The organism is Pandoraea morbifera (genome assembly GCF_902459575.1).
In the GTDB taxonomy this organism is placed as follows: Bacteria; Pseudomonadota; Gammaproteobacteria; order Burkholderiales; family Burkholderiaceae; genus Pandoraea; species Pandoraea morbifera.
On record NZ_CABPSD010000005.1, the window covers coordinates 47,548 to 70,087 of the forward strand.

A 22,540-nucleotide genomic window follows, 5' to 3' on the forward strand; every position below is an offset into this window, starting at 1 on the left:
TTCAACCGAACAAGCCATGCAAATACCACGCGGCGTCCGCCCCCTTCACGGGACGCTCGCGAAACACCCACAGCAGCGCCCCCGTGGTGTCCGCGGCGATGAAGTAGTCGCGCGTAACCGTTCCCGGCTCCCACCAGCCGGCCTCGATCCGCTCCGGACCGCTCACCAGTTGCAACACGCCCTGCCGCCACGGACGCTCCTCGTGCACGCGTAACCGCTGAGGCGTATCGAGCAGCCACACCGGACGCGGCGGGACCCGCGCCTCCCGCGTCGGCAGATGGCGACTCACGTCGGACGCCGTGCGTTTGCCGACGGGTGCCTGGGCGGATGCCGCGGGCGAGCCGTAGGGCTCACTGACGCAGGCCGCCTCCGGACGGTGATCGCCGCGCACATGCAAACGCCTCACGTGCTCATCGCCCAGCCGCGCCGTCACGCGCTCCATCAGTTGCACGAAGTCCTGCCGGGCGCGTCCCGGCTCGGGCAGCAACGATCCGCTTTGCGGTTCATGCCGGGCCGTTTGCGTGACGTCGAGCCGCAAGGTCAACACTGGCGCGACCAGCGGCGCACGGGCCAGTCGTTCCTTGCACAGCGACAGCAGGTGCGCGGGCGCGGCGCTCGGCTCGGCCAGGCGGATATCGAAACGTGTCGGCGCCAGAGTCTGCCGGCCAAGCGGCTCGTGCTCCAGCACCAGCGTGAGCGCGCGCGTGGCCAGTTGACCTGACGCAAGCCACCCGGTGAGCTGGGCCAGCAGACGGCGCAGGCCGAAGAGCAGCACCTCGACGTCATGTGTGAGTGACGGCAGCGGCAGCACGGCCTCGAAATGGGGCGGCGCACGGTACCAGGCCGGTGCCTCCGGTGTCTCGCCATACGCGCGGGAAAGCGCCGCCAGCAGTTCGGCGCCGCAGCGCCGTCGCACGCCGGGCGCAGGCAATGCCCGCAATTCGCCCAACGTCGCACACCCGATCTGTGCGAGCCAGTCGAGCCATGGTTGCGCCTCGGGCACCAATGCCACCGACAGCGAGTCGAGCTGTTGCGGCAGCGCCCGCTCGTCCGGCGGCAACAACGGCTCGCCCTGCCATGCCGATGCCAGCGGCATCGCCATCCCGACAGACGTTCTCGCGGCCCCCGTCTGCCCGGCTTGCCCGGGTACGATCGAGCGGCGCGACGCCCGCGTCTGCATGGCGGCCTGCATCTGCCGCGGTGTCGGCGCCTGCGAGTCGACGGGCAGCGGCATTGCCTCGCCGGCACGCGCGAGCAGCGCGGCCGCACCGGCCGTCGCGGCGATACCGAGCGACGCCCGGTGCCCGAGCGCCTCGGCACTCTCGAGTACCTGCGCGGCGAGCGAGGCCAGCCCGCCGAACAACCGCAGGCTCGGGGCCACGTCGATCAGCACGCACTGCGGCGAGGCAATGGCAACGTCGGGGCCGAAGCGCAGCAATGCGAGCGCCAGCGCTTCGAGTGCGACGCGCTCGGCCGCTTCGTCGCGATCATGAAATCGCGCCTGCGGCAACAGCGCCAACACCCCGCCGCGGCGCATGCCGGTTTGCACGCCCGCCGCCCTTGCCGCCTCGCCGGCCTGCCAGACGCGCGACTGTGCGAGCACGACCGTCGTCTGCGCGTCAGCCGGCGTGAACGACGCGGCGATCTCGAGCGCCAGATACGGCAGATGCAGGGCGATCCAGCAAGCCATGCGAGACTCCGGAAGCAGAAACGAACGGCACCGTGGACGGTGCGGGCGAAGGCGCGGGATCGGGCGCCGCGGACACCGCCATCCCGTCGTCGGCGACGTCGGCGGCTCCCGTGACCGCCTGAGCAATACGAGCGTACGGGGCAGGCAGGCTCAGCCAGAGAGGTTCGAGCCGGGGCGGACCGCGACGCTTGAGAAACCGCACGCCAAGACGGCTCCCCTCGCCGACACTCAGCCCCAGCCGCAACGGCGCCGCCGATGCCGTTGCCGCCGCGGCGCAAGGACGCATCACCCAGGCCAGCGTTTGCGCGCCCCCCGCCGCGACCTGCAACCGCCGAATCTGCTCGGGTGTGGCCGCCGGGAGCCAGGTCAGTACCGCGCCGCAACACGCGCTCCTGAGCGCCTGCTCGACGCACCAGAGCATGTCGCGGTCCCGCGCGCCGGCGGCCCCACGAACGCCACGCACGCCACGCCGATGCCCCCCCGCGCCGGCGGTGTCATGCGCGGGGCGCAGCACGACACTGAGCCAGCGTAGATCGATTCCCCAGCCGGCCAGCGCCGGCGCATACGGCAGCATCGGCGGCGCAATCACCATCACCGGCTTGCCCGCCTGCGTGAGATCGCGCAACGCCGGGGCGAGCAACCGCCACTCACCGATCCCGGGACGATCGCTCAGCAACTCCGTCACCGCGCCATATGGCCATCCGGCACCGGGCAACTCGGCGTCGAGCGCGGCAAAACCGGAGGCATGCCCGGCACGGTGGCAATGCGCCAGTTCACTGGCACGCCACAGCCCGGCAGGCAGGGAGGAAAGCGACAGGGTCATCATGCACCAAAATACTGTATGAATATACAGTATAGCAGTTCGTCCGCCATTGACCAGAGATTCGTGAACGCATTTCCGACAGCGCCCTCTTGCCCTCTTGCCCCCACGTTCCTCGCCGCTCATCGCCGCTCATCGCCCGCCCCTCCCACCGCGATCCCGCTTGCGAGCCTGCGCACACCCGGCTAACGTTGCGGGATCGGACGAAACCCGTTGCCAACCGTTCTCATTTCCCGCTTCCCGCCTTTGCGCCTTCATGCCCCTGCCGACCACCGCCACCGCCCCCTTCTGTCCCTCCGAAGTCAAAGGCAGCATCGTCATCGACGCACGCGACTCCCGCTGGCGCAAGCTCAAGCGCTTCGCCGGCCCCGGGCTGCTCATCGCCATCGGCTACATGGATCCCGGGAACTGGGCCACGGACATTCAGGCCGGCTCGCAATTCGGTTACTCCCTGCTCTGGGTCGTGGCGATGTCGAGTCTCGCCGCCATCTTTCTCCAGATGCTCGCGGCGCGGCTGGGACTCGTTGCCGGACGCGATCTCGCACAAGCCAGCTATGAACGGTACGGCCGCGCGGGACGTTTCGTGCAATGGATCACCGCCGAGATTTCGATCATCGCGTGTGATATCGCCGAAGTGCTTGGCTGCGCGCTGGCCTTCAAACTGCTGCTCGGCGTGCCGATCGCTTGGGGCATCGTGCTCACCGCGCTCGACACCATGATCGTGCTGGGCCTTCAGGGCAAAGGATTCCGCCAGATCGAGGCCATTGTCTTCGGGCTGATCGGCACCATGGCGTTCTGCTTCGTCGCGCAGGTCGCGATGGTGCCGCCCGATTGGCATGCGGTTGCCGCCGGCCTCGTGCCCGGCGCCCCGAGCCACGACCGGCGCGATGCCATCGTGCTCGCGCTCGGCATTGTCGGCGCGACGATCATGCCGCACAACCTGTACCTGCATTCGTCGGTCGTGCAGACCCGGCGCGTGGTCGGTGGCAAGCGCGGCGACGTACACGACACACTCGCGCTGGTGCGCATCGATACGTGGGTCTCGCTCGTGATCGCCATGGGGGTGAATGCGGCGATCCTGATGCTTGCCGGTTCGGTGTTTCATGCCAGCGGCCAGACCAACGTCACCGATATCGAGCAGGCATATCAGCTCATCACGCCGATTGCCGGCAGTGCGGCCGCCTTGCTCTTCGGCATCGCCCTGCTCGCCTCGGGGCAAAGCTCGACGCTCACCGGCACCATCGCCGGTCAGGTCATCATGGACGGCTTCCTGCACCTGAAGATCCCGTGCTATCAGCGACGCCTGATCACGCGCGGTCTGGCGCTCGTGCCCGCGCTCGTCGGCGTGCTGTGGCTCGGCGACGGCGCCGTGGGCAAGCTGCTCGTCTGGAGTCAGGTGCTGCTCAGCCTGCAACTCCCGTTCGCCATGTGGCCGCTCATCCGCTCGGTGAGCGACCGCCGCGTGATGCACGGCAATGCCATCGGACGCCCCACGCAAGTGGCGGCATGGGGCCTGTTCGCCGTCATCACCGCCACCAACCTCCTGCTCGTCTTCGGACTCGATTGAAGCTGCCAACCCTGAGCATTTTTTGACGTTCGACAACGCCCGCAGTGGCTTGCACGCGTGCTAACATCAGCACCCCTTACCAAATATCAGAACGAGAAGTCCGCAATTCCGGTAAGGCGATCAGATGCCCGCAGCAGGTCGACGCCACGAGACGTCGACCGCCGGGTGACAACACTACAAGGGGTTCACCGTGCAAAACAGGAAGTCCAGCGTCGCGCTGTTCAGCGCAGCCGTGCTCGCCGTCGGCGTGCTCGGCGGTTGCGCCACCGAAAGCTCGCGTACCGTGGAAGTCGCCAAGGTCGAGAGTGCCAGCCGCCCATTCGTCGGGGTGCGCACGCCGATCGCCGTCGGCAAGTTCGACAATCGTTCGGCATACATGCGAGGCGTGTTTTCCGATAACGTCGACCGTCTCGGCAGTCAGGCCAAGACGATCCTGATCACGCATCTGCAGCAAACCAACCGCTTCAACGTGCTCGACCGCGACAACATGGCCGAGATTCGTCAGGAAGCCGACATCAAGAAGACGCGGCAGGCGCTCAAGGGTGCCGACTACGTCATCACCGGCGACGTCGTCGAGTTCGGCCGCAAGGAAGTGGGGGACAAGCAGCTCTTCGGCATTCTCGGCCGAGGCCGCGAGCAGATCGCCTACGCCAAGGTCAATCTGAACGTGGTCGACATCGCCACGTCGGAGGTCGTCTTCTCGAGCGGTGGCGCGGGCGAGTTCGCGCTGTCCAACCGCGAGGTGATCGGCTTCGGCGGTACCGCCGGCTACGACTCCACGCTCAATGGCAAGGTCCTCGATCTGGCCATGCGCGAAGCGGTCAACAACCTGGTCGCCGGCATCGAAAGCGGCGCCTGGAAGCCCGGCAAGTAAGCGTACCCACGCCCTAAGCCTTCATTAATGCCGCATGTCGCGGCGCGTCGGTCGTGACGCGCACGCCGCGCGCCCGCGTACTCACGTAATCGCGTGATCGCGTGATCGCGTGATCGCGCGCACTTCTCGTGTGCGCGAGCGCGATGCACAACCACGCCGCGCCATGCCTGACAGGATTACTACGCCATGATTCGCAAGTTCTCGTCCGGCCGTGCCGCGCTCGCGGCCGCCGTGGGTGGCGCCGTCGTCACGTTGGTGACCGGCTGTGCCACGCCGCCCAAGCCGCTGTACGACTGGGAAAGCTATCAGCCCCAGGTCTACGAATACTTCAAGGGAGAATCGAAGGAAGCGCAGATCATCGTGCTCGAGCGCGATCTCGAAAAGATCAAGGCCGGCAACCACGCCGCGCCCCCGGGCTATCACGCGCACCTTGGACTCCTCTACGCATCGGTCGGCAAGGCCGACAAGATGGTCGAGGAATTCCAGACCGAAAAGCAGCTGTTCCCCGAATCCGCCGGCTATATCGACTTCCTTCTCAAGAACAAGACCCCGGAGGCCAAACAATGATCGTCCGACTGTGCAAATGGATGGCCGTCGCAACGCTCGCGGCCGTGATGACCGGGTGCGCCGTGCATCAGGCCAAGCCCTACGACTACACGGCGTTCAAGGAAAGCAAGCCGAAGTCGATTCTGGTGCTGCCGCCGCTCAATGAGTCACCCGACATCGATGCCACCTACAGCGTGCTGTCGCAGGTGACGGTTCCGTTGGGCGAAGCCGGTTATTACGTGATGCCCGTCGCGCTGGTCGACGAGTCGTTCCGTCAGAATGGCTTGACGGTTGCCGGCGACATCCATCAGGTAAGCCCGGCCAAGCTGCGCGAGATCTTCGGCGCCGACGCCGCGCTCTACATCAAGATCAAGCAATACGGCACGAAGTACATGGTGCTCGACAGCGCGACCGTCGTCACGGTGTCGGCCGATCTCGTCGACCTGCGCAACGGTGCCAAGCTCTGGAGCGGTGCCGCAAGTGCATCGAACAACGAGGGGGGCAACAACAGCGGCGGCGGCCTGATCGGCATGCTGATCACGGCGGCGGTCAAGCAGATCGTGAACAGCGTGTCGAACGCGGGTTACACGGTGGCCGGCACGGCGAACGCGCGTCTGCTGTCCGCCGGCCGCCCCAACGGCCTGCTGTACGGACCACGCTCGCCGAAGTACGGCACCGACTGACCGCGTACTTGAAGCGTATCCCGGGAGCCGCACGCTCCCGGGCACCTCACCCGCATCGGGCCGGCGTCGACGCCTCCCCCAGCGCCTTGCCGATACGCCTGTCGATGGCGGAGACCTGAACATCGGCGATGGCGGGGAGCGAGCGATGGAATCGATGGGCGCTGGCGGCAACGACGCTGCAGCGAGGGCGCGGCGACGTACACCAACGGACACAACCAGAGGTAAACGACAAAGCCCGCCAAAGTGGCGGGCTTTCGCGAACCAATTCCCGGAACGACGGGATTTGGCATCCGGACTCACGGCGGGGCGCCGTCGCACGTCATCGCAACCGATGACGGGAATCGCCCGTTGGACGATCGACTGATCTGATTGCGCCAGCGACGACCGTTCGTCCGAAAGGACTTCCTGCTGACTTGCTTAGTAACCGGCGGTTTCGAGCGCGCGGATACGTTGTTCCAGCTCAATGATGTCCTTCGACTCAGCCAGGAACGCTTCACGACGACGACGCTCAGCAGTTTCAAACCAAGTGTTCACGACTTCAAACAGGGCGGCAAACATGACGTTTCTCCAGTTCATTTAATGTGCTGCATCGCAGCAGTGCTTCGCATTATATAGGGTTTTCCCGGTAAGGGTTAGCCCCTATGTGCAAAAATCCCACAAAATCTGCTAGAGCCTCGCCTCGAATCCGGTTAATTCCAAAAAAATCACATAAAAATCAAATAGATGGGACAACAAAAACCGCCCCGACGGCCGGCTTGCGGCATGGCGTCGCAGCCATCGATCAAAATTCCGCGGATAAAAAAAGCGCCGCTATTGCGGCGCGTCATGTTGCAAAGGATGGTAGGCGGCCTGAAATCCGGATCCGAAGGCGTACTTCGCGGCCAGTGTCCAAGTGGCTCGACTACTCCCGCCGGCCGTGTAACGCCTTGCCATCGCCGTCCCCTCCGGCAGCACTGGCGGGCGCCGTGGCGGCCGTAGTGCCCGCAGTGCCGGTGGCGCCCTGCGCGGCGCTGGCGCCGGTGGACGCTCCCTGCGCGAGCGTCGCCGGCTCGTGAGCGCACGACGACGTGCCTTCCGCCGAGCAATCGGCCTTGGGATTCGGTGCCGACGACAACCCTGCCGCAGCAATCCCTTCGAGAATCGGGCAATCGGGACGATCGTCGCCGTGGCAGTGCATCGCGAGGTGAGAGAGCGTATCGCGCATGGCCACCAACTCCCCGATACGCTGATTCAGCTCGTCGACGTGGGATTGCGCCAACGCCTTGACCTGGGCGCTGGACCGGTCGCGATCCTGCCAAAGGGCGAGCAATTGGCGGATCTGATCGATGCCGAAGCCCAATCGTCGGGCCTGACGGATGAAACGCAGAAGGTGCAGATCCTGCTCGCCATAGCGCCGGTAACCTGCCTCGGAGCGCGGGCTCGGGGGCATCAGGCCGATACTCTCGTAGTACCGGATCATCTTGGCGGTCACGCCGCTGGCCTGTGCCGCTTGTCCGATGTTCATGGCTGCCTCACTGGGGGGAACGAGGGTTGAACGACGGGGTATTGGAGCCGTTCACCGCCTCGTCGCCACCCGACGGCACGAGTCGGGCGCTGATCGGCGCGTGATCGGAGATCCGTGACCAGGGGCGACCGTGTAAAACCTGCGCCCCTTCAATATGAAAGCCGCGTGCGTAAATGCGGTCAAGTCGCAAAAGCGGCATTCCGCTCGGAAAACTCCGGGCAGGACGCCCCGCGCTGTTCTGGAAAACCTCGGTCAGCGCCAGTTTCTCGGCCAGCAACCGATCGGCCTGATTGCTCCAGTCGTTGAAATCTCCCGCGATGATCAGCGGCGCATCCGCCGGAATGGCATCGGCAACGCGCTCGGTGAGCATCTCGAACTGGCGTCGACGGCCAGGCCCTGCCAGCGACAGGTGCACACACAGGCAATGCAGGGGCTGCGCCAACCCGGGCACCGCGATCTCGCAATGAAGCATGCCCCGTTTCTCAAAACTATAGGTCGTGATGTCGTGATTGTCCGATTTCACGATCGGATAGCGACTGAGAATCGCGTTGCCGTGATGCCCGTGCTCATAAACGACGTTGCGGCCGTACGCGTGATCGCGCCACATCGCCCCGGCCAGAAACTCGTGCTGCGGTTGCATCGGCCAGTCGGTATGGCGCAGGGCGTGCCTCTGATGCATACCCTGCACCTCCTGCAGGAAAACGAGATCCGGGGCGAGCCCCTCCAGCCCCGCGCGCAGTTCATGAACGCGCAAGCGGTTGAACGCGGAAAAGCCCTTGTGAATGTTGTAACTCGCGATATGCAGACTATTCATATTCGGCAGCATGGACTCCGTGCCGGAAGACAGACGATATCACCTAGATGAGGTCGCTTTCGGCGATTTTCAAGTCAAAAAATTCGGACGATGCAGTGCGGCCGGCGGGCCGCCCGTCGTCCCGACATTGGTCCTGATCAATTCATTATGCGCCGTTCGCCTGACGCCCGGGCGAGCCGAATGCCGCTGCCCGATGCACGAGCGACCTGCCGGAGGTGCGCCGGGGTATGTCACGCTCGCGCGTCGCGCGACAAGTGCAGGACATCGGACGCCCCAACGCCGGACGCCGGCGCCGCCGGGCGCCAGCGGCGCAACAACAAGGCATTGCTCACCACGCTGACGCTGCTGAGCGCCATCGCCGCCCCGGCGATCACCGGACTCAGCAGGCCAAAGGCCGCGAGCGGAATGCCGACAACGTTGTAGGCAAATGCCCAGAACAGGTTCTGACGGATCTTCGACCACGTGCGACGCGACACATCGATGGCGTCGGCCACACGCAACGGATCGCCGCGCATGAGCGTGATGCCGGCCGTCTGCATTGCAACGTCCGTGCCCGAGCCCATGGCGATGCCCACATCGGCGGCGGCCAGAGCCGGCGCATCATTGATTCCGTCGCCGACCATCGCTACGACAGCGCCGTCGCGCTTGAGTTGCGCTATCACTTGCGCCTTGTGCTCCGGCAGCACGTCCGCGTGAACCTCGTCGAGGCCCAGCGCCGCGGCCACCGCCTTGGCACTCCCGGCGTTGTCGCCCGTGACCATCACGCATCGCACGCCGAGCGCATGCAGCCGCTCGATCGCCGGCCTGGCGCTCGCCTTGAGCGTATCCCCGAATGCCAGCAACCCGAGCAGCTGCGCGGCACTCGCCTCAGGCGTCTCGACCAGCCAGGATATCGTGCGCCCCTCGGCGGCGAGACGCGTCGCCTCGCTCGCCAGCGCCCCCGCCGACACCCCGAGTTCCTCGAGCAGCCGTGTGTTGCCCAACTGCAGGGTGTGCCCACCACTCGCGTCTCCGGGTTCCGAGATGTGCGCCCGCATGCCACGCCCCGGCAACGCCATCACGTCGGACGCCACGGGCATGGCCGACGTCACCCCGGCCTCGTCCGCGGCGATCATCACGGCCTTCGCGAGCGGATGCGAACTGCCCGACTGGACTGCGGCGGCCCAGCGCAGCAACGTCTCGGCAGACTTGCCCCCGGCAGGCAGATGTGCCACCAGGCGCGGTTTCCCTTCAGTCAGCGTACCCGTCTTGTCGAATGCGACCACCCGGATGCGATGCGCCAGCTCCAGCGCCTCGGCATCCTTGATGAGAATGCCTTGCCGCGCCGCGGCGCCCGTGCCGACCATGATGGCGGCGGGCGTGGCCAACCCCAGCGCGCACGGACACGCAATGACAAGCACCGCCACCGCATTGAGCAACGCCGCTTCCAGGCCGATACCCAGCGCGAGTCCGGCGACCACCGTGACGATGGCGATCAGCACGACCACCGGCACGAATATCGCCGCCACGCGGTCGACGGCGCGCTGAATCGGCGCCTTGCCGGCCTGTGCATCTTCGACCATCCGAATGATGCGGGCGAGCGCGGTGTCCGCACCGATGGCGCTCGTCTCCACGCGCAGCGTGCCCGCCCCGTTGATCGAGCCGCCCACGACCGTGTCTCCCACCGCCTTGTCGATCGGCAACGGTTCGCCGGTGAGCAGCGACTCGTCGAGCTGGCTGGCGCCATCGCGAATCACGCCGTCGACCGGCACCCGCTCGCCGGCGCGCACGACCACCCAGTCGCCAACCTTCACTTGCCCCAGTGGCACGGAGACTTCACTCGCCAGTCCCTGCGGGTCGCGCAGCACGCGCGCGGTTTCAGGCCGCAATGCCGCGAGCGCGCGTATCGCCTCGACCGTACGTCGCTTCGCGCGCGCTTCCAGCCATTTGCCGAGCAGGACGAGCGTGATCACGACGGCAGCCGCTTCGAAATACAGATGCGGCATGCTGCCGCTCGGCGCGCGCCACCATTCGTACAGGCTCAAGCCGTACGCGGCAGACGTGCCCAACGCCACCAGCAGATCCATGTTGCCGCTGCCGGCACGTACGGCTTTGTATCCCGCCCGATAGAACCGTGCGCCAAGCCAGAACTGCACGGGCGTGGCGAGCAACCACTGCACCCAAGGCGGTGGCATCAAATGGATGCCCGTCGGTTCAAGCAACATCGGCAACAGCAATGGCAACGACAACAGTGCCGCCACGGCCACGGGCCACCACGTCGGGCCCTCTCCGGACGATGCCGCCTGCGCCGGGTCGGTGACGGGCGACGCCTCGTAACCCGCCTTCTCAACCGCCGCCGTCAGCGCATTCATGTCGACGACCCCGCGCACTCCGCGCACGGCGGCACGCTCGGTCGCCAGATTGACGTTCGCTTCCGCCACGCCCGGCACGCCGCGAAGTGCCTTTTCCACGCGCCCCGCGCAGGACGCACACGTCATGCCGCCGATCGCCAGCTCGAACGACTGCTCCGCCACCTGATAGCCGGCGTCGCTCACGGCGGATTCGACCGCCCCCAGCAGGGCGGCTGGCGCAACGCCAGCGTCCGCTTCCACCGCCGCCGTCTCGGTGGCGAGATTCACATTGGCGCGGGCGACGCCCGGCACGCGTCGCAACGCCTTCTCGACCCGCGTCACGCAAGACGCGCAGGTCATACCTTCGATACCCACCGACCAGTTCTGAGTCATTTATCGGCCTCCGGGAGGACTGTCATCATGTTTCGCAGCCTAGAGCTTGCCATGGCGGGAAGGTCAAGTGTCTCGTCGAGCGCTTTCGCGCCTTGGGGCCGCACCGCGTCAACGTGTCGCAGGCAGTACCGCGCCAGAACGCTGTCCACACATCAACAATAGCGCCGCCGGCGCCGCATGAGTTTGGGGCATGTCTGGGCGCTGACGCGAATCCTCCGAAAAAGTGCTTGAGCTTCCTGCCATAGGAAGGTCTATGATCGTCTTCAAGTATCCGTAACCGATACCCATTTCAAGGAGAGCAACATGCAAGTGCAAGTCGAAGGAATGAGTTGTGGTCATTGCGTGAAGGCTGTCACGCGGGCAATCACCGAGCGCGACGCCACGGCCAGGGTCAATGTGGATCTCGGCACCGGCCGCGTCGACGTCGAAAGCCGGCTCTCGGCGACGGAAGTCAGCGCCGCCATCACGGACGCCGGGTACACCGTCAAGGGCACGAGCGCCTGAAGTCCTCGGCAACGTCGTTGCGAGGTCGCAGCGCTACTGTCGCGCTGCGACATCCTCCTGGTTCGCGCCCTGCGCGTCTCGAATGCCCCCTTATGCCGCGCAGTCTTCGCTGCGAACCCTCGACACGTTGTGCTACGCTCCGGCGTGTCGAATACGCAGTGATGCCGCGCAATGAGTAACCGCGAGGTGTCCGGCGTTCGGCACACACGTCTTCAGGGCGGGGTGAAAGTCCCCACCGGCGGTATGTGACACCGCACGCAGCGCGAGCCGCGTGCGTCACGAGCCCGCGAGCGCCTGCCATCGTTGCTTTCGCGACACCGGCAGGGTCAGCAGATCTGGTGCGAAGCCAGAGCCGACGGTCATAGTCCGGATGAGAGAAGATGCGTCGATACCCGCGCGCCATGGGATGCCGTCCCATGGTGACGTCCGTTCGCATGCCCCGAAAACGTTTTTCGCCCGATTGACTTACGCGAGGAGCGTTTCATGTCCGCATTCAAAAGCACTGCCCAAGTCGCACCGCAAGCCGATACGCCGGCCGTCAACGGCGCCGACGATCTGCACGCCTATCCGGCATTCGCCAACCTGCCGCCCGTCGAGGTTCGCCTGGCGGCGTCGCTCGACGCCATGCGCGAAGGCCGCCCGGTCATCCTCATGGACGATCTCGATCGCGAGAACGAAGCCGATCTGATCGTTGCCGCAGAGAAAATCACCCCGACCACGATGGCCATGCTGATCCGCGAATGCAGCGGCATCGTCTGTCTGTGCCTGCCCGACGAGACACTGCGCCGTCTCGATCTGCCTCCGATGGTCGAGCAGAACCAGAGCCGTTACGGCACCGCATTCACGGTGACGATCGAGGCGCGCCAGGGGGTGAGCACCGGCGTTTCGGCGGCCGATCGCGTCACTACGATCCGCGCCGCCATCGCCGACAATGCCAAGCCCTCCGATTTGTCGCGCCCGGGTCATGTCTTCCCGCTGCGTGCGCAGCCCGGCGGCGTGCTCACGCGCCGGGGCCACACCGAGGGATCGGTGGACCTGGCAGTCCTCGCCGGTCTGAAGCCGGCCGCCGTGCTGTGCGAGCTGATGAACCCGGACGGCACGATGACGCGAGGCGCCGACATCGAGCGCTTCGCCGAATTGCACGGTCTGCCGATCCTCACGATCGACGAACTGGCGAACTACCGCCGCAGCCACGCGCAAGCGGCCTGAACGGCAACAGCGACGGCCAGCGGGGAGAGTGGGTCCGATCCGATCCCCTCCCCGCCCGCGCATCGTGACCGAACCGCGTCACCGAACCTCGACACTTCCCTCTAACGCAAATGCCCCTGGGCATGCGTCGCGACTTCTATAATCGGGTCACATCCCTAGCATCATAAAAGTTACGAGGAAGACGTCATGAACAACAAGCCGGATGCCGCCGCAGTGCTGGCCCAGTGGAATGCCGACGAAGCCGCAGTGCGCGAACGTATCGAGCGGCGCGGACCGGCGCGCTACGGCGTCGCCAACCCCGCCGACGTCGTCGGGCTGTCGGGCCGGGAGATTTTCGAGGCGATGTTCGACGGCACGCTGCCGATGCCGCCGATCAGCGAGACGCTCGGCTTCATCGCCATCGAAGTGGCCGAAGGCCGTGCCGTCTTTCAGGGACGCCCGGCCCTGCCGTATTACAACCCGCTGGGCTCGGTCCATGGCGGGTGGTTCGCGGCCTTGCTCGATTCCGCCGTGGCCTGCGCCATTCATTCGACGCTCCCCGCCGGTCGCAGCTACACCACACTGGAACTCAAGACCAACATGGTGCGCGCCCTCACCCGCGACGTACCGTGCGTACGCGCCGAAGGGAAAGTCATTCAGGCGGGGCGTCAGGTTGGCATCGCGGAGGGGCGCATCGTCGGGCCGGACGGCACGCTATACGCACACGCCACGACCACGTGCCTGATCTTCGATTTCCCGCCGCGACGAAGCTGAAGCGTCGGAAGCCGCTCAGGGTCACGCAGTGCCGCTCAGTGCGATGCCCCGCCGCCGCCCTGCTCCCCGCTGTCCGGTTGATGCTCGAGCGTTTCCTTGAGCGCGATCTGCAGCTTTGCGTGCATGCGCACGAACCAACTGCGCATGGCGACGGCCAGCACCACGGTGCCCGCCACGATCAGGACGATCATCTCCGTCGACGGCAGAATGCTCGCCGAGAGCGCGGCCACGAGCAGGATCACGCCGACCATCGCCGCGATCGGCAGGATCTCCGCCACCACACGTCGCACCTGGAATGTGTAGCGCCCCGTCAGGCTCGGTGGCACGGAAAGCTCCACGAGCAGCAAGGAGAGCGACTTGAGCTTGCGGTACACCGCAATCAGGAACGGCAGCGACAACACCAGCGCCGCGCCCCAAACCACCGCACTTTGCAGACTCGGATCACTCACCCACGGCGACATCAGTTCGGCAAAACGCCGGTAGAAGAATGCGCCACCGAGGAAGATCGTCACCACCAGCGCCAGATTGATCGCAACGCTCACCACGATGCGTCGCACGATGGTGACGATCGCCGCGCTGTCGCCCGTCAGATGAATGCTCTGCAACCACTGCGTGTATTGTCCGAGCACATACGACAGACGGCCCGGCATCGCGCGTCCAAGCCAGCCCGTTACCGGGTCGGCGCTCTTGATGAGATAGGGCGTGAGCAGCGTCGTGATGACCGACACCGCCACCGCGATCGGATAGAGGAAGTCGCTGGTCACCTTGAGCGACAGGCCAAGCGACGCGATGATGAACGAGAACTCGCCGATCTGCGACAGCCCCATGCCCACGCGCATCGATGTGCGGCCGTCCTGCCCTGAGAGATAGGCCCCCAGCCCGCACGACACGATCTTGCCGAGCACCACCGCCACCGTGATCACCAGGATCGGCCAGATGTACGTGGCGAGCACGTGCGGATCGAGCAGCAAGCCGATGGTGACGAAGAACACCGCGCTGAACATGTCGCGAAGCGGCGCGACGAGTCGCTCGATCGTATGCAGCTCGCGGGCCTCGGCCATGATCGCGCCGATCAGGAACGCACCGAGCGCCACGCTGTAACCCATCTGGATAACGAGCAGGCAGAAGCCGAAACACAGGCCGAGCACCACGACCAGTAGCATCTCGTCGCTCTTGAACTTGGCCACGTACGCGAGAATGCGCGGCACCAGCAGGATACCCACGACCAGCGACACCACCATGAACAACAGCAATTTGCCGAGGGTGAAGGTGGCCTCCCCGGCGTCGACCGAGCCGCTGATGGCAATGCCCGAGAGCAGCGCAATCATGCCGATGGCCAACACGTCCTCGACGATCAGTACACCGAAGATCAGCTGCGCGAAACGTTCGCGTTTCATACCAAGTTCGTCGAGCGCCTTCACGATGATCGTCGTCGACGACACCGCGAGCATGGCGCCGAGGAAGATCGAATCCATGGTGCCCCAGCCGAAGAAGCGTCCGATCTCGTAGCCGATCCACAGCATGAGCACGATCTCGGTGAGCGCCGCCACGAAGGCGGTCACCCCCACGCGTGCGAGTTTGCGCAGGCTGAACTCCAGCCCCAGCGAGAACATCAGGAACACCACGCCCAGCTCGGCCAGAATGCCGATGGTCTTCTCGTCGTGTATCAGGGCAAACGGCGGCGTGTACGGGCCAATGATCACCCCCGCCACGATGTAGCCGAGCACGACCGGTTGCCGGAACCGGTTGAAGATGACCGTCACGATGCCGGCCAGCAGCATGATGACGGCCAGGTCCTGAATGAAGTCGATGGCGTGATGCATCCGATACGTTCTCCCCGCGGCGCATTGCGCCAATTTTGCTGTTCTTGACTCCACGCCGGCCACGCGCCGCGCCCCTCGCGGGCCGCAGCGGCAACACAAGACGTGATGCTTGATGAAGGTGGGAAGCCGGCCATGTGCCGCCGGCTTGATAGACGTTGCGCTCGCTTGCCCGATCCCGCCGACCGGACGGCCACCGGGTCGCGGGTTCGCATCCCCTCCCCCGGGAGGGCTCCGGCGCGCTCGCCGGAATGCCGAAACCACACAAACCACAGGCCGAAAACGGGTGCGGAATCAATATACGCGACGGGCGAACTGGCGCGCAACCCAAGATTGACGGGGCTTTTCATAAAAGATTCCCGTTTTCCGCAAGATGCGACGAAATTTTTTCGCTTGCTTTTTGTCGTCGCCACCAGTGAAATATCACAGAAATATCAAATAAATTTCACGGACCGCACTTCCAAGGAGTTCGCAACGTATGGGTTCCCGTCTGTCCTTTTCGGTGTCCGCTGTCGGCGGTAACGGCACCGCCACGCGCGTCGACGTGCCGGTCGACACCCTGATCATTGCGGGCTGGGCTGGCCGCGATCGCGACGCCGTCGAGCATCACATCGCGGAGCTGGCCGCTCTCGGCGTGCGCCGTCCATCGAGCACGCCCTGCTTCTATCGACTGTCGCCAGCGTTGCTGTCGCAGGACGAGGCCATCGACGTCGTCGGCCAGACGAGCAGCGGAGAGGCCGAATGCGTGCTCGTGCGTCACGGCGACGCCTTGCTCGTGAGCGTTGGTTCGGACCACACCGACCGGGAAGTCGAGGCGTATGGAGTGACGGTCTCGAAGCAGATTTGCGCCAAGCCGGTCGCGCGCGACGCATGGCACCTTGCCGATGTCGCAGCGCACTGGGACCGGCTGGAACTGCGCTCCTGGGTCACGTGCGCAGGCAAGCGTCGCCTGTATCAGGAGGGCACCGTGGCGGGGCTGCTCGCGCCCAGGGAGTTGATGGCGCGGCTCGAAGCCGGCGCCGGGGCCGGGGCCGGGGCCGTCGGTATCGACGGTGCCGTTGCTGCGGGGAGTGTCGGCGGACTGCGCTCGGGCGCCGCGATGTTCTGTGGCACACTCGCTGCCATTGGCGGCGTGGCCGGCGGCGAGCGGTTCGAGATCGAGCTGCACGACCCCGTGCTCGACCGCACGATCCGGCACGGCTACGTCACGCAGGCGCTGGCCATCGCCGACTGACCGCCCCCCGACCCGATGCCCAACGAGACGACCGCCACTTTCCCCGCCCCCCCCGACGCCCCCGAGCGCCGCATGCCCGACACGACAGCCGCCCCGAACCCACCCCGTTCGCGCGCGAGCTCCGAGGGCCGAAGCCTCACCGAGCGTGCTTACGAAGCCATCAAGCACGACATCATCACGCTGCGTCTGCGTCCGGGTGAACCCCTGAACGAAGCGCAGTTGATGCAGTCGACGGGGCTTGGGCGCACGCCGGTGCATCAGGCCATGCATCGACTCGCGCTGGAAGGGCTGGTGGTCATCCTGCCGCGCAAGGGCGCCATGGTCGCGCCCGTCTCGCTGAACGACGCACTCGAGATCATCGACGTGCGCATGATCAACGAGACCTATTGCGTCGAGCTGGCCGCGCGCGCGGCCACGCCCGACGACCTCGCGGCCATCGAGGCGGTGCTGCTGCGCTCTCGCGAGGCCATCGCCGCGCGCGACGTGGCCGCCATGATGCGCATCGACCGCGACTTCCATCTCGCGATCTCGCGCGCCTCGCGCAACCAGACACTCGCCGATCTGCTGCGAGGTCTGCACGAGCGCTCGCTGCGCTTCTGGTTCCTCGCGCTGTCGACACCGAGCCATCTCGAAGACGTCTACGAGGAGCATCTCGAGCTGTACGAAGCGCTCGCCGCGCATGACGCGGCGCGCGCCCGCCGGGCCATCGCCCGTCACATCGAAGAATTCCGCACCCATATCCTGAAAGCGATCTGAACATGAGCACCGACGCCATCGATCTGCAACGCCCGCTGTCCGACCTCGCCGCCGCGCTCGACGCCGGCCGCACCACCAGCCGCGCCCTCACCGAACAGGCGCTCGCACGCATTGCCGACCCCGCGGGCCAGGGCCACGTCGTCTTCACGCACGTCGACGCGCAAGCCGCCCGCGACGCCGCTGACGGGCTTGACGCATTGCGCCGCGCCGGGGTGCGGCTATCGTCGCTGATGGGCATCCCCGTGTCCGTGAAGGACCTGTTCGACGTCGCCGGACAAGTCACGCGTGCCGGCTCCAGGGTGCTCGACAACGCGCCCCCGGCCAAGCACGACGCGCTCGCCGTGGCCAGGCTGCGGCAGGCGGGCGCCGTGATCGTCGGTCGCACCAACATGACGGAATTCGCCTTTTCCGGCCTCGGACTGAATCCGCACTACGGCACGCCGCGCTCGCCGTGGCAGCGCGACGCGGGCCACATCGCCGGCGGCTCGTCGTCCGGCGCCGCCGCCTCGGTCGCGGATGGCATGGCGGCCATCGGCCTCGGCACCGACACCGGCGGGTCCATTCGCATTCCGTCGGCCTTCTGCGGCCTCACGGGCTTCAAGCCTACCGCCGCGCGCACACCGCGCGAGGGCGCCCTGCCGCTGTCGACGTCGCTAGACTCCGTCGGCCCCATCGGCCGCTCGGTCGACTGCTGTGCCCGGGTCGACGCCATCCTCGCGGGACAGGCCGTGGACGAAGCCCCGGCCGCACCGCGCGAGGTGCGCGGCATGCGTTTCGGCGTCTTGACGAACTTCGTGCTGGACGGCGCCGAACCGGCGGCCATCGCCATCTACGAACGGGCCCTGGCCACGCTCGCCAGGGCGGGTGCCACGCTGGTGGAATTCAAGTTCACGCCGTTCGACGACCTGCCTGCCATCAATCGCTTCGGGTTCTCGCCGATCGAGGCCTACGCCTGGCATCGCAAGTGGCTTGCGGAGCGCGCGCAGGACTACGATCCGCGCGTGCTCGTACGCATTCGCAAGGGCGAGCCCGCCGGCGCCGCCGACTACATCGATCTGCTGAACGCGCGCGCGGCGCTCATCGCTGCGGCGAACCCGGTGTGGCAAAGTTTCGACGCAGTGCTTTGCCCCACCGTGCCGCTCACTCCGCCGGCCATCGCTCCGCTCGAAGCGAGCGACGAGACCTTCACGGCAACCAACGCGCTGGTACTGCGCAACCCGACTGCCATCAACATGATCGACGGATGCGCCTTCTCCCTGCCCTGCCACGGCAAGGGAGAAGCCCCAATCGGGCTCATGGCCAGCGGCGCGGCGGGCGACGATGCCCGCCTGTTCCCGGTGGCGCGCGCCATCGAGCACGCGCTGCGCTCGGCGGGCCTCGGCGCCTGATCGCATCCGCGCGGCGCCACGCCGCGCGCCGAGCGGAAGACGGTGCCGCTCGCGTGCCGGGGCGCCGCGCGGTGGGAATGTGCCCGGACGTGTCAAATCGGGGCGAAAAGTTCCCCGGCTTTTCGCTTCATTTTCGCGCCATGCGAGACGCACATTGGCCTCGGGGTGGGGTTACAATCCCAGCCCAAGTGCCCGTCGCCCGGCGTCATTCGGGATGTTGCGGGAATTGTGATGGCCCACCGCCCGAAGTGACATGAACGCCCAACTCGACCCGGCCCTGCGCCGCGAACGTCTGCTGTATCTCCTGCTTACCGTGGTCTGCCTCGCCCTGCTGGGCGGCGCGCTGTACTTCCAGTACGTGCGTCACGAAGATCCGTGTCCGCTGTGCATCCTGACACGTTATGCCCTCGTGCTGATCGCAATCTTCGGTCTGGTCGGTGCGATCTCGCGCCATCGGACAGGCATTCAGGTCGCCCGCGTGCTGGCAGCGCTGTCGGCCATCGGCGGCATGGCGGCGTCGGGCTATCTGATCTACGTGCAGGCCAATCCGCTCGTGAGCTGCGGGTACGACGTGGTCGAGGCGTTCGTCGACGCCCTGCCGACCTCGCAGCTGCTGCCGCAGGTCTTCCAGGTGCAGGGTATGTGCCAGACGATGTACCCGCCGATTCTGGGGCTGACGCTGCCGATGTGGTCGCTCGCCGCGTTCGTCGTGATTTTCCTGTCGCTGGCGCTGCACCGCCCGCCTCGCGCTGTCTCGCTGCGCTGAGCGTTGTTCGTTTTGCCGGCCGTTCGCCTTCAGGCAACGGCCGGGGCTTCGCTCAGGTAGCCGCCTCCCGCCTCGCTCGCGACTCCGCCCCCCCCGCTAACGCGCGTCTACCGCTCGCGCCTCCCGCCGATCCCAAGCCGCCCTCGTGCCGCCTAGCCGCCTACCTCCGGACGGCGGCCCTCACGCGCCCCCCGACCCGCCCCGAATCCTGGCACGCGCGCCCCAAATCTCAGGGCCGCGACGCCACCGGCACTTGCGCCCCGCTCCCGCTCCCGTTCGCGACGTCAAGCTCCGTCGCCACTTCCGCTATGCGTCGACGCAGCCAGGTCACCTCCGGCGCCGCGTGCGTGCGTTCGTGCCACAACTGATAAAAGCGCATCGGCGGGAAGGCAAAGGGCGACGGCAGCACCCGGATCGGCAGGTACCGCGCGTAGTGCTGCGCAAACTGGCGGCCGGTCGTGAATACCAGGTCGGTACGCATCAGCACGTAGGGCACGAGACCGAAGTACGGCATCGTCATCTGGATGTTGCGGCGCAGGCCCTGGTCGGCCAGCCATCCGTCGATGAAGCTCTGTCGCTCGGCCACGTAAGGCGTGGGTGCCAGATGCGGTAATTCCAGATAATGCTTAAGCGAAATGCCCTTGCTTGCAAGCGGATGCTGCGCTCCGAGCATGCAGACCACCTCGTCGTCGAACAGGCGCGACATGTGCAATTGGGGGGGCGGCTCGAGCCAGTTGCCGATCACCACGTCGAGCGAGCCGTTTTCGAGCGCGCCCGCGTAATCGAAGCCCGCGTTGATCGGCTGGACGTGCAGGCGCGCCGACGGTGCGTCGCGACGCAACACCTCGGCGATATTGGGCAGGAAGACGGCGTCGAGATAATCGGGCGCGCCCAGCCGGAAGGCCCGGGTCGTGGTCTGCGGCGCGAACTCCGTGCTCGGATGCGTGATCCGGTCGATGGCGGCAAGCGCATCGGTCGCGTAGCCCAGCAGCTCCCGCCCGCGTTCAGTGGCGACCATCCCGCTCTTGCCACGCACCAGAATGGCGTCGCCGGTGATCTCGCGCAGACGACGCAGTGAATTGCTGATGGCCGGCTGCGACTGTCCGAGCTTGAGGGCCGCGCGCGACACGCTCTGTTCGGTCAGCAACGTATGGAGTACCCGCAGCAGGTAGGCGTCGATCTGTTCGCGGGGTCTTTGCATGAGCTGGGGCGCACTGATGGCGTGTTGAACACCGGATGACGGCGGGTTGAGCCATAGTTTATGACAATGCCACGTCATCGGGGCGCCCGAATAGGCATCATCATGCCGACGAAATATTTCCCTCGGCCCGCGGTGCTATCTTCGGCCCATCCCCCACGCCGGCGGAGACAACGATATCCGGCGCGTCCACAATGCACTGCACTACACTGAGAACCATGGAGACACAAGCCATCCGCTTTTTTTACCGCGGCAAGGTGCACGAGGTCACTGGCGAGGCCACGACCCGCACCGTGCTTCAGTACACGCGCGAAGACCTGCATTGCACCGGCACCAAGGAAGGGTGTGCCGAAGGCGACTGCGGGGCCTGTACGGTCGTGATCGGCGAGTTGGCCGACGACGGCAACGTGGCGCTGCGTGCGGTCAACGCTTGCATCCAGTTCCTGCCGACCCTCGACGGCCGCGCCCTCTTCACGGTGGAAGACCTGCGCGGCGCCGATGGCACGCTGCACCCGGTGCAGCAGGCACTGGTGGATTGCCATGCGTCGCAGTGCGGCTTCTGCACGCCGGGCTTCGTGATGTCGCTGTGGGCCATGTACCAGAACCGTCCGGCCGACGCCGGCTGCCCCAGCCGGCGCGAAATCGACGACGTGCTCTCCGGTAACCTGTGCCGCTGCACGGGTTATCGTCCCATCGTGGACGCCGCCCAGAAAATGTTCGATCTGCCGCGTCAGGCGTTCGACCGCGGCGCACTGGCCCAACAGCTCCGGGCCCTGCAGCGCGGCGAAACGCTCTCGTACGAACACGACGGCCAGGTTTTCCACGCACCCCGCACGCTGGCCGAGCTGGCTCGCCTGCGCGCGGCGCACCCGCAGGCCCGCCTGCTCGCCGGCAGCACAGACGTCGGCCTGTGGGTGACCAAACAGTTTCGCGAGCTCCCTCACCTGATCTACGTCGGTCAGGTCGCCGAACTCCGCGAGATTTCCGAGGGCCCCGACGGCCTTTACATCGGCGCCGGTGCACTGCTCAACGACGCGTTCGACGCACTCGTGGCTCACTATCCGGAGCTGGCCGAATTGCGCCAGCGCTTCGCCTCGTTCCCGATTCGCAACGCCGGCACCCTCGGCGGCAACGTGGCCAACGGCTCGCCTATCGGCGACTCGATGCCCGCGCTGATCGCGCTGGGTACGCGCATCGTGCTGCATCGCGAAGGCGTCGTGCGCGAAATGCCGCTCGAGGATTTCTATCTCGCGTATCAAAAGAACGCGCTGGAAGCAGGCGAATTCGTGCAAGGTATTCGCGTGCCGCTGCCGGTGGCCGTACAGCGCTTTCGCACTTACAAGCTGGCCAAGCGCTTCGACCAGGACATCTCGGCCGTGTGTGCCGCGTTCGCCATCGAACTCGACGGCGAGACCGTGCGCTCGGCCCGTGTCGCGTTCGGCGGCATGGCCGCCACGCCCAGGCGAGGTGGCGCCATCGAGGCCGCACTGACGGGCCGGCCGTGGTCGGAGGCCACCGTGCGCGCCGCCATGGCCGCGCTGCCCACGGATTACCAGCCGCTGTCCGACATGCGCGCCACTAGCGCCTACCGCCTCGCCGGCGCGCAGAATCTGCTGTATCGTTTTTTCCTGGAAACGCGCACCGATGCGCCGCTTGCGGCGCATGAAGTCAACGCGTTCGCGAACGTCTAA

General features: G+C 66.3%; 19 protein-coding genes, 1 pseudogene and 1 riboswitch. Of the genes and pseudogenes, 12 read left to right on the top strand and 8 right to left on the bottom strand.

Translation table 11 applies throughout. The annotated features are described in order from the left end of the window. Nucleotide 1: 1 nt before the first annotated feature. Nucleotides 2–1,690, bottom strand: a complete 1,689-nt coding sequence (locus PMO31116_RS10040) for a Y-family DNA polymerase (protein ID WP_150566598.1) — start codon at nt 1,688–1,690, stop codon at nt 2–4. Next, on the bottom strand, nt 1,620–2,516 hold the full coding sequence (gene imuA, locus PMO31116_RS10045; protein ID WP_174971117.1) for a translesion DNA synthesis-associated protein ImuA: 897 nt from the start codon (nt 2,514–2,516) through the stop codon (nt 1,620–1,622). The genes PMO31116_RS10040 and imuA overlap by 71 nt, the downstream gene beginning before the upstream one ends. Nucleotides 2,517–2,766: 250 nt before the next feature. On the opposite strand from imuA, the gene PMO31116_RS10050 reads away from it, so the two are divergent. The 4 genes from PMO31116_RS10050 to PMO31116_RS10065 all read left to right on the top strand — a co-directional run bounded on the left by PMO31116_RS10050 (nt 2,767) and on the right by PMO31116_RS10065 (nt 6,180). Further along, a complete protein-coding gene (locus PMO31116_RS10050; RefSeq protein ID WP_150566600.1) occupies nt 2,767–4,077 on the top strand; it encodes an Nramp family divalent metal transporter in 1,311 nt (436 codons plus the stop codon). A 190-nt stretch (nt 4,078–4,267) separates the two neighbouring features. Continuing rightward, a complete protein-coding gene (locus PMO31116_RS10055) occupies nt 4,268–4,951 on the top strand; it encodes a CsgG/HfaB family protein (protein WP_150566601.1) in 684 nt (227 codons plus the stop codon). A 186-nt stretch (nt 4,952–5,137) separates the two neighbouring features. Beyond that, nucleotides 5,138–5,518, top strand: a complete 381-nt coding sequence (locus tag PMO31116_RS10060; RefSeq protein ID WP_150566602.1) for a DUF4810 domain-containing protein — start codon at nt 5,138–5,140, stop codon at nt 5,516–5,518. After that, nucleotides 5,515–6,180 carry a DUF799 domain-containing protein gene (locus PMO31116_RS10065; RefSeq protein ID WP_150566603.1) on the top strand — a complete coding sequence of 222 codons (666 nt, stop codon included), beginning with the start codon at nt 5,515–5,517 and terminating at the stop codon, nt 6,178–6,180. Before PMO31116_RS10060 ends, PMO31116_RS10065 begins: the two co-directional genes overlap by 4 nt. Before the next feature lie 417 nt (nt 6,181–6,597). Here PMO31116_RS10065 and PMO31116_RS10070 read toward each other — a convergent pair whose 3' ends face one another. From PMO31116_RS10070 to PMO31116_RS10085, 4 genes and pseudogenes are all read right to left on the bottom strand, one after another. Beyond that, nucleotides 6,598–6,738 (bottom strand): DUF3563 family protein, encoded by a 141-nt coding sequence (locus PMO31116_RS10070; RefSeq protein ID WP_072617503.1) that lies wholly within the window; start codon nt 6,736–6,738, stop codon nt 6,598–6,600. 559 nt (nt 6,739–7,297) lie between these two features. Beyond that, a pseudogene (gene cueR / locus PMO31116_RS24055) lies at nt 7,298–7,684 on the bottom strand (Cu(I)-responsive transcriptional regulator); the annotation flags it as partial. A gap of 7 nt (nt 7,685–7,691) precedes the next feature. After that, complete coding sequence (locus PMO31116_RS10080) at nt 7,692–8,498, bottom strand: endonuclease/exonuclease/phosphatase family protein (protein ID WP_150566604.1); 807 nt, start codon at nt 8,496–8,498, stop codon at nt 7,692–7,694. Nucleotides 8,499–8,728: 230 nt separating this feature from the next. Next, nucleotides 8,729–11,221 carry a heavy metal translocating P-type ATPase gene (locus PMO31116_RS10085; RefSeq protein ID WP_150566605.1) on the bottom strand — a complete coding sequence of 831 codons (2,493 nt, stop codon included), beginning with the start codon at nt 11,219–11,221 and terminating at the stop codon, nt 8,729–8,731. Between the two features lie 303 nt (nt 11,222–11,524). Between PMO31116_RS10085 and PMO31116_RS10090 the strand changes: the two genes are divergently transcribed. The 3 genes from PMO31116_RS10090 (at nt 11,525) to PMO31116_RS10100 (ending at nt 13,687) form a co-directional block, all read left to right on the top strand. Then, nucleotides 11,525–11,725, top strand: coding sequence for a heavy-metal-associated domain-containing protein (locus PMO31116_RS10090; protein ID WP_150566606.1), 201 nt, complete (start codon nt 11,525–11,527; stop codon nt 11,723–11,725). Nucleotides 11,726–11,929: 204 nt separating this feature from the next. After that, a riboswitch (FMN riboswitch) is annotated at nt 11,930–12,111 on the top strand. A gap of 97 nt (nt 12,112–12,208) precedes the next feature. Continuing rightward, entirely contained in the window at nt 12,209–12,934 is a 726-nt protein-coding gene (gene ribB / locus PMO31116_RS10095) for a 3,4-dihydroxy-2-butanone-4-phosphate synthase (protein WP_246185239.1), read from the top strand. A 186-nt stretch (nt 12,935–13,120) separates the two neighbouring features. Then, nucleotides 13,121–13,687 (top strand): PaaI family thioesterase, encoded by a 567-nt coding sequence (locus PMO31116_RS10100; protein WP_150566607.1) that lies wholly within the window; start codon nt 13,121–13,123, stop codon nt 13,685–13,687. Between the two features lie 35 nt (nt 13,688–13,722). On the opposite strand, the gene PMO31116_RS10105 is transcribed toward PMO31116_RS10100, so the two are convergent. After that, nucleotides 13,723–15,510 (bottom strand): cation:proton antiporter, encoded by a 1,788-nt coding sequence (locus PMO31116_RS10105; RefSeq protein ID WP_150566608.1) that lies wholly within the window; start codon nt 15,508–15,510, stop codon nt 13,723–13,725. 475 nt (nt 15,511–15,985) lie between these two features. On the opposite strand from PMO31116_RS10105, the gene PMO31116_RS10110 reads away from it, so the two are divergent. The 4 genes from PMO31116_RS10110 to PMO31116_RS10125 all read left to right on the top strand — a co-directional run bounded on the left by PMO31116_RS10110 (nt 15,986) and on the right by PMO31116_RS10125 (nt 19,651). Then, complete coding sequence (locus tag PMO31116_RS10110) at nt 15,986–16,741, top strand: DUF2848 domain-containing protein (protein WP_150566609.1); 756 nt, start codon at nt 15,986–15,988, stop codon at nt 16,739–16,741. 72 nt (nt 16,742–16,813) lie between these two features. Further along, nucleotides 16,814–17,497: a GntR family transcriptional regulator gene (locus tag PMO31116_RS10115; protein WP_150566610.1), complete on the top strand. Its 684-nt coding sequence runs from the start codon at nt 16,814–16,816 to the stop codon at nt 17,495–17,497. A gap of 2 nt (nt 17,498–17,499) precedes the next feature. After that, nucleotides 17,500–18,885, top strand: a complete 1,386-nt coding sequence (locus PMO31116_RS10120) for an amidase (RefSeq protein WP_150566611.1) — start codon at nt 17,500–17,502, stop codon at nt 18,883–18,885. Nucleotides 18,886–19,138: 253 nt separating this feature from the next. Further along, on the top strand, nt 19,139–19,651 hold the full coding sequence (locus PMO31116_RS10125; RefSeq protein WP_150566612.1) for a disulfide bond formation protein B: 513 nt from the start codon (nt 19,139–19,141) through the stop codon (nt 19,649–19,651). Between the two features lie 229 nt (nt 19,652–19,880). Here PMO31116_RS10125 and PMO31116_RS10130 read toward each other — a convergent pair whose 3' ends face one another. Then, nucleotides 19,881–20,852 carry a LysR substrate-binding domain-containing protein gene (locus PMO31116_RS10130; RefSeq protein ID WP_150566613.1) on the bottom strand — a complete coding sequence of 324 codons (972 nt, stop codon included), beginning with the start codon at nt 20,850–20,852 and terminating at the stop codon, nt 19,881–19,883. 215 nt (nt 20,853–21,067) lie between these two features. On the opposite strand from PMO31116_RS10130, the gene xdhA reads away from it, so the two are divergent. Next, a complete protein-coding gene (gene xdhA, locus PMO31116_RS10135) occupies nt 21,068–22,540 on the top strand; it encodes a xanthine dehydrogenase small subunit (RefSeq protein ID WP_150566614.1) in 1,473 nt (490 codons plus the stop codon).

Excerpts from the sequence above, each read along its gene's own strand:
- xdhA (WP_150566614.1), top strand. The coding sequence starts at position 21,068 with ATGGAGACACAAGCCATCCGCTTTTTTTACCGCGGCAAGGTGCACGAG.
- PMO31116_RS10120 (WP_150566611.1), top strand. The coding sequence starts at position 17,500 with ATGAGCACCGACGCCATCGATCTGCAACGCCCGCTGTCCGACCTCGCC.
- PMO31116_RS10115 (WP_150566610.1), top strand. The coding sequence starts at position 16,814 with ATGCCCGACACGACAGCCGCCCCGAACCCACCCCGTTCGCGCGCGAGC.
- PMO31116_RS10070 (WP_072617503.1), bottom strand. The coding sequence starts at position 6,738 with ATGTTTGCCGCCCTGTTTGAAGTCGTGAACACTTGGTTTGAAACTGCT.
- ribB (WP_246185239.1), top strand. The coding sequence starts at position 12,209 with ATGTCCGCATTCAAAAGCACTGCCCAAGTCGCACCGCAAGCCGATACG.
- PMO31116_RS10105 (WP_150566608.1), bottom strand. The coding sequence starts at position 15,510 with ATGCATCACGCCATCGACTTCATTCAGGACCTGGCCGTCATCATGCTG.
- PMO31116_RS10110 (WP_150566609.1), top strand. The coding sequence starts at position 15,986 with ATGGGTTCCCGTCTGTCCTTTTCGGTGTCCGCTGTCGGCGGTAACGGC.
- PMO31116_RS10090 (WP_150566606.1), top strand. The coding sequence starts at position 11,525 with ATGCAAGTGCAAGTCGAAGGAATGAGTTGTGGTCATTGCGTGAAGGCT.
- PMO31116_RS10125 (WP_150566612.1), top strand. The coding sequence starts at position 19,139 with ATGAACGCCCAACTCGACCCGGCCCTGCGCCGCGAACGTCTGCTGTAT.
- PMO31116_RS10085 (WP_150566605.1), bottom strand. The coding sequence starts at position 11,221 with ATGACTCAGAACTGGTCGGTGGGTATCGAAGGTATGACCTGCGCGTCT.
- PMO31116_RS10040 (WP_150566598.1), bottom strand. The coding sequence starts at position 1,690 with ATGGCTTGCTGGATCGCCCTGCATCTGCCGTATCTGGCGCTCGAGATC.
- PMO31116_RS10130 (WP_150566613.1), bottom strand. The coding sequence starts at position 20,852 with ATGCAAAGACCCCGCGAACAGATCGACGCCTACCTGCTGCGGGTACTC.
- PMO31116_RS10100 (WP_150566607.1), top strand. The coding sequence starts at position 13,121 with ATGAACAACAAGCCGGATGCCGCCGCAGTGCTGGCCCAGTGGAATGCC.
- PMO31116_RS10060 (WP_150566602.1), top strand. The coding sequence starts at position 5,138 with ATGATTCGCAAGTTCTCGTCCGGCCGTGCCGCGCTCGCGGCCGCCGTG.
- PMO31116_RS10050 (WP_150566600.1), top strand. The coding sequence starts at position 2,767 with ATGCCCCTGCCGACCACCGCCACCGCCCCCTTCTGTCCCTCCGAAGTC.
- imuA (WP_174971117.1), bottom strand. The coding sequence starts at position 2,516 with ATGATGACCCTGTCGCTTTCCTCCCTGCCTGCCGGGCTGTGGCGTGCC.
- PMO31116_RS10065 (WP_150566603.1), top strand. The coding sequence starts at position 5,515 with ATGATCGTCCGACTGTGCAAATGGATGGCCGTCGCAACGCTCGCGGCC.
- PMO31116_RS10080 (WP_150566604.1), bottom strand. The coding sequence starts at position 8,498 with ATGAATAGTCTGCATATCGCGAGTTACAACATTCACAAGGGCTTTTCC.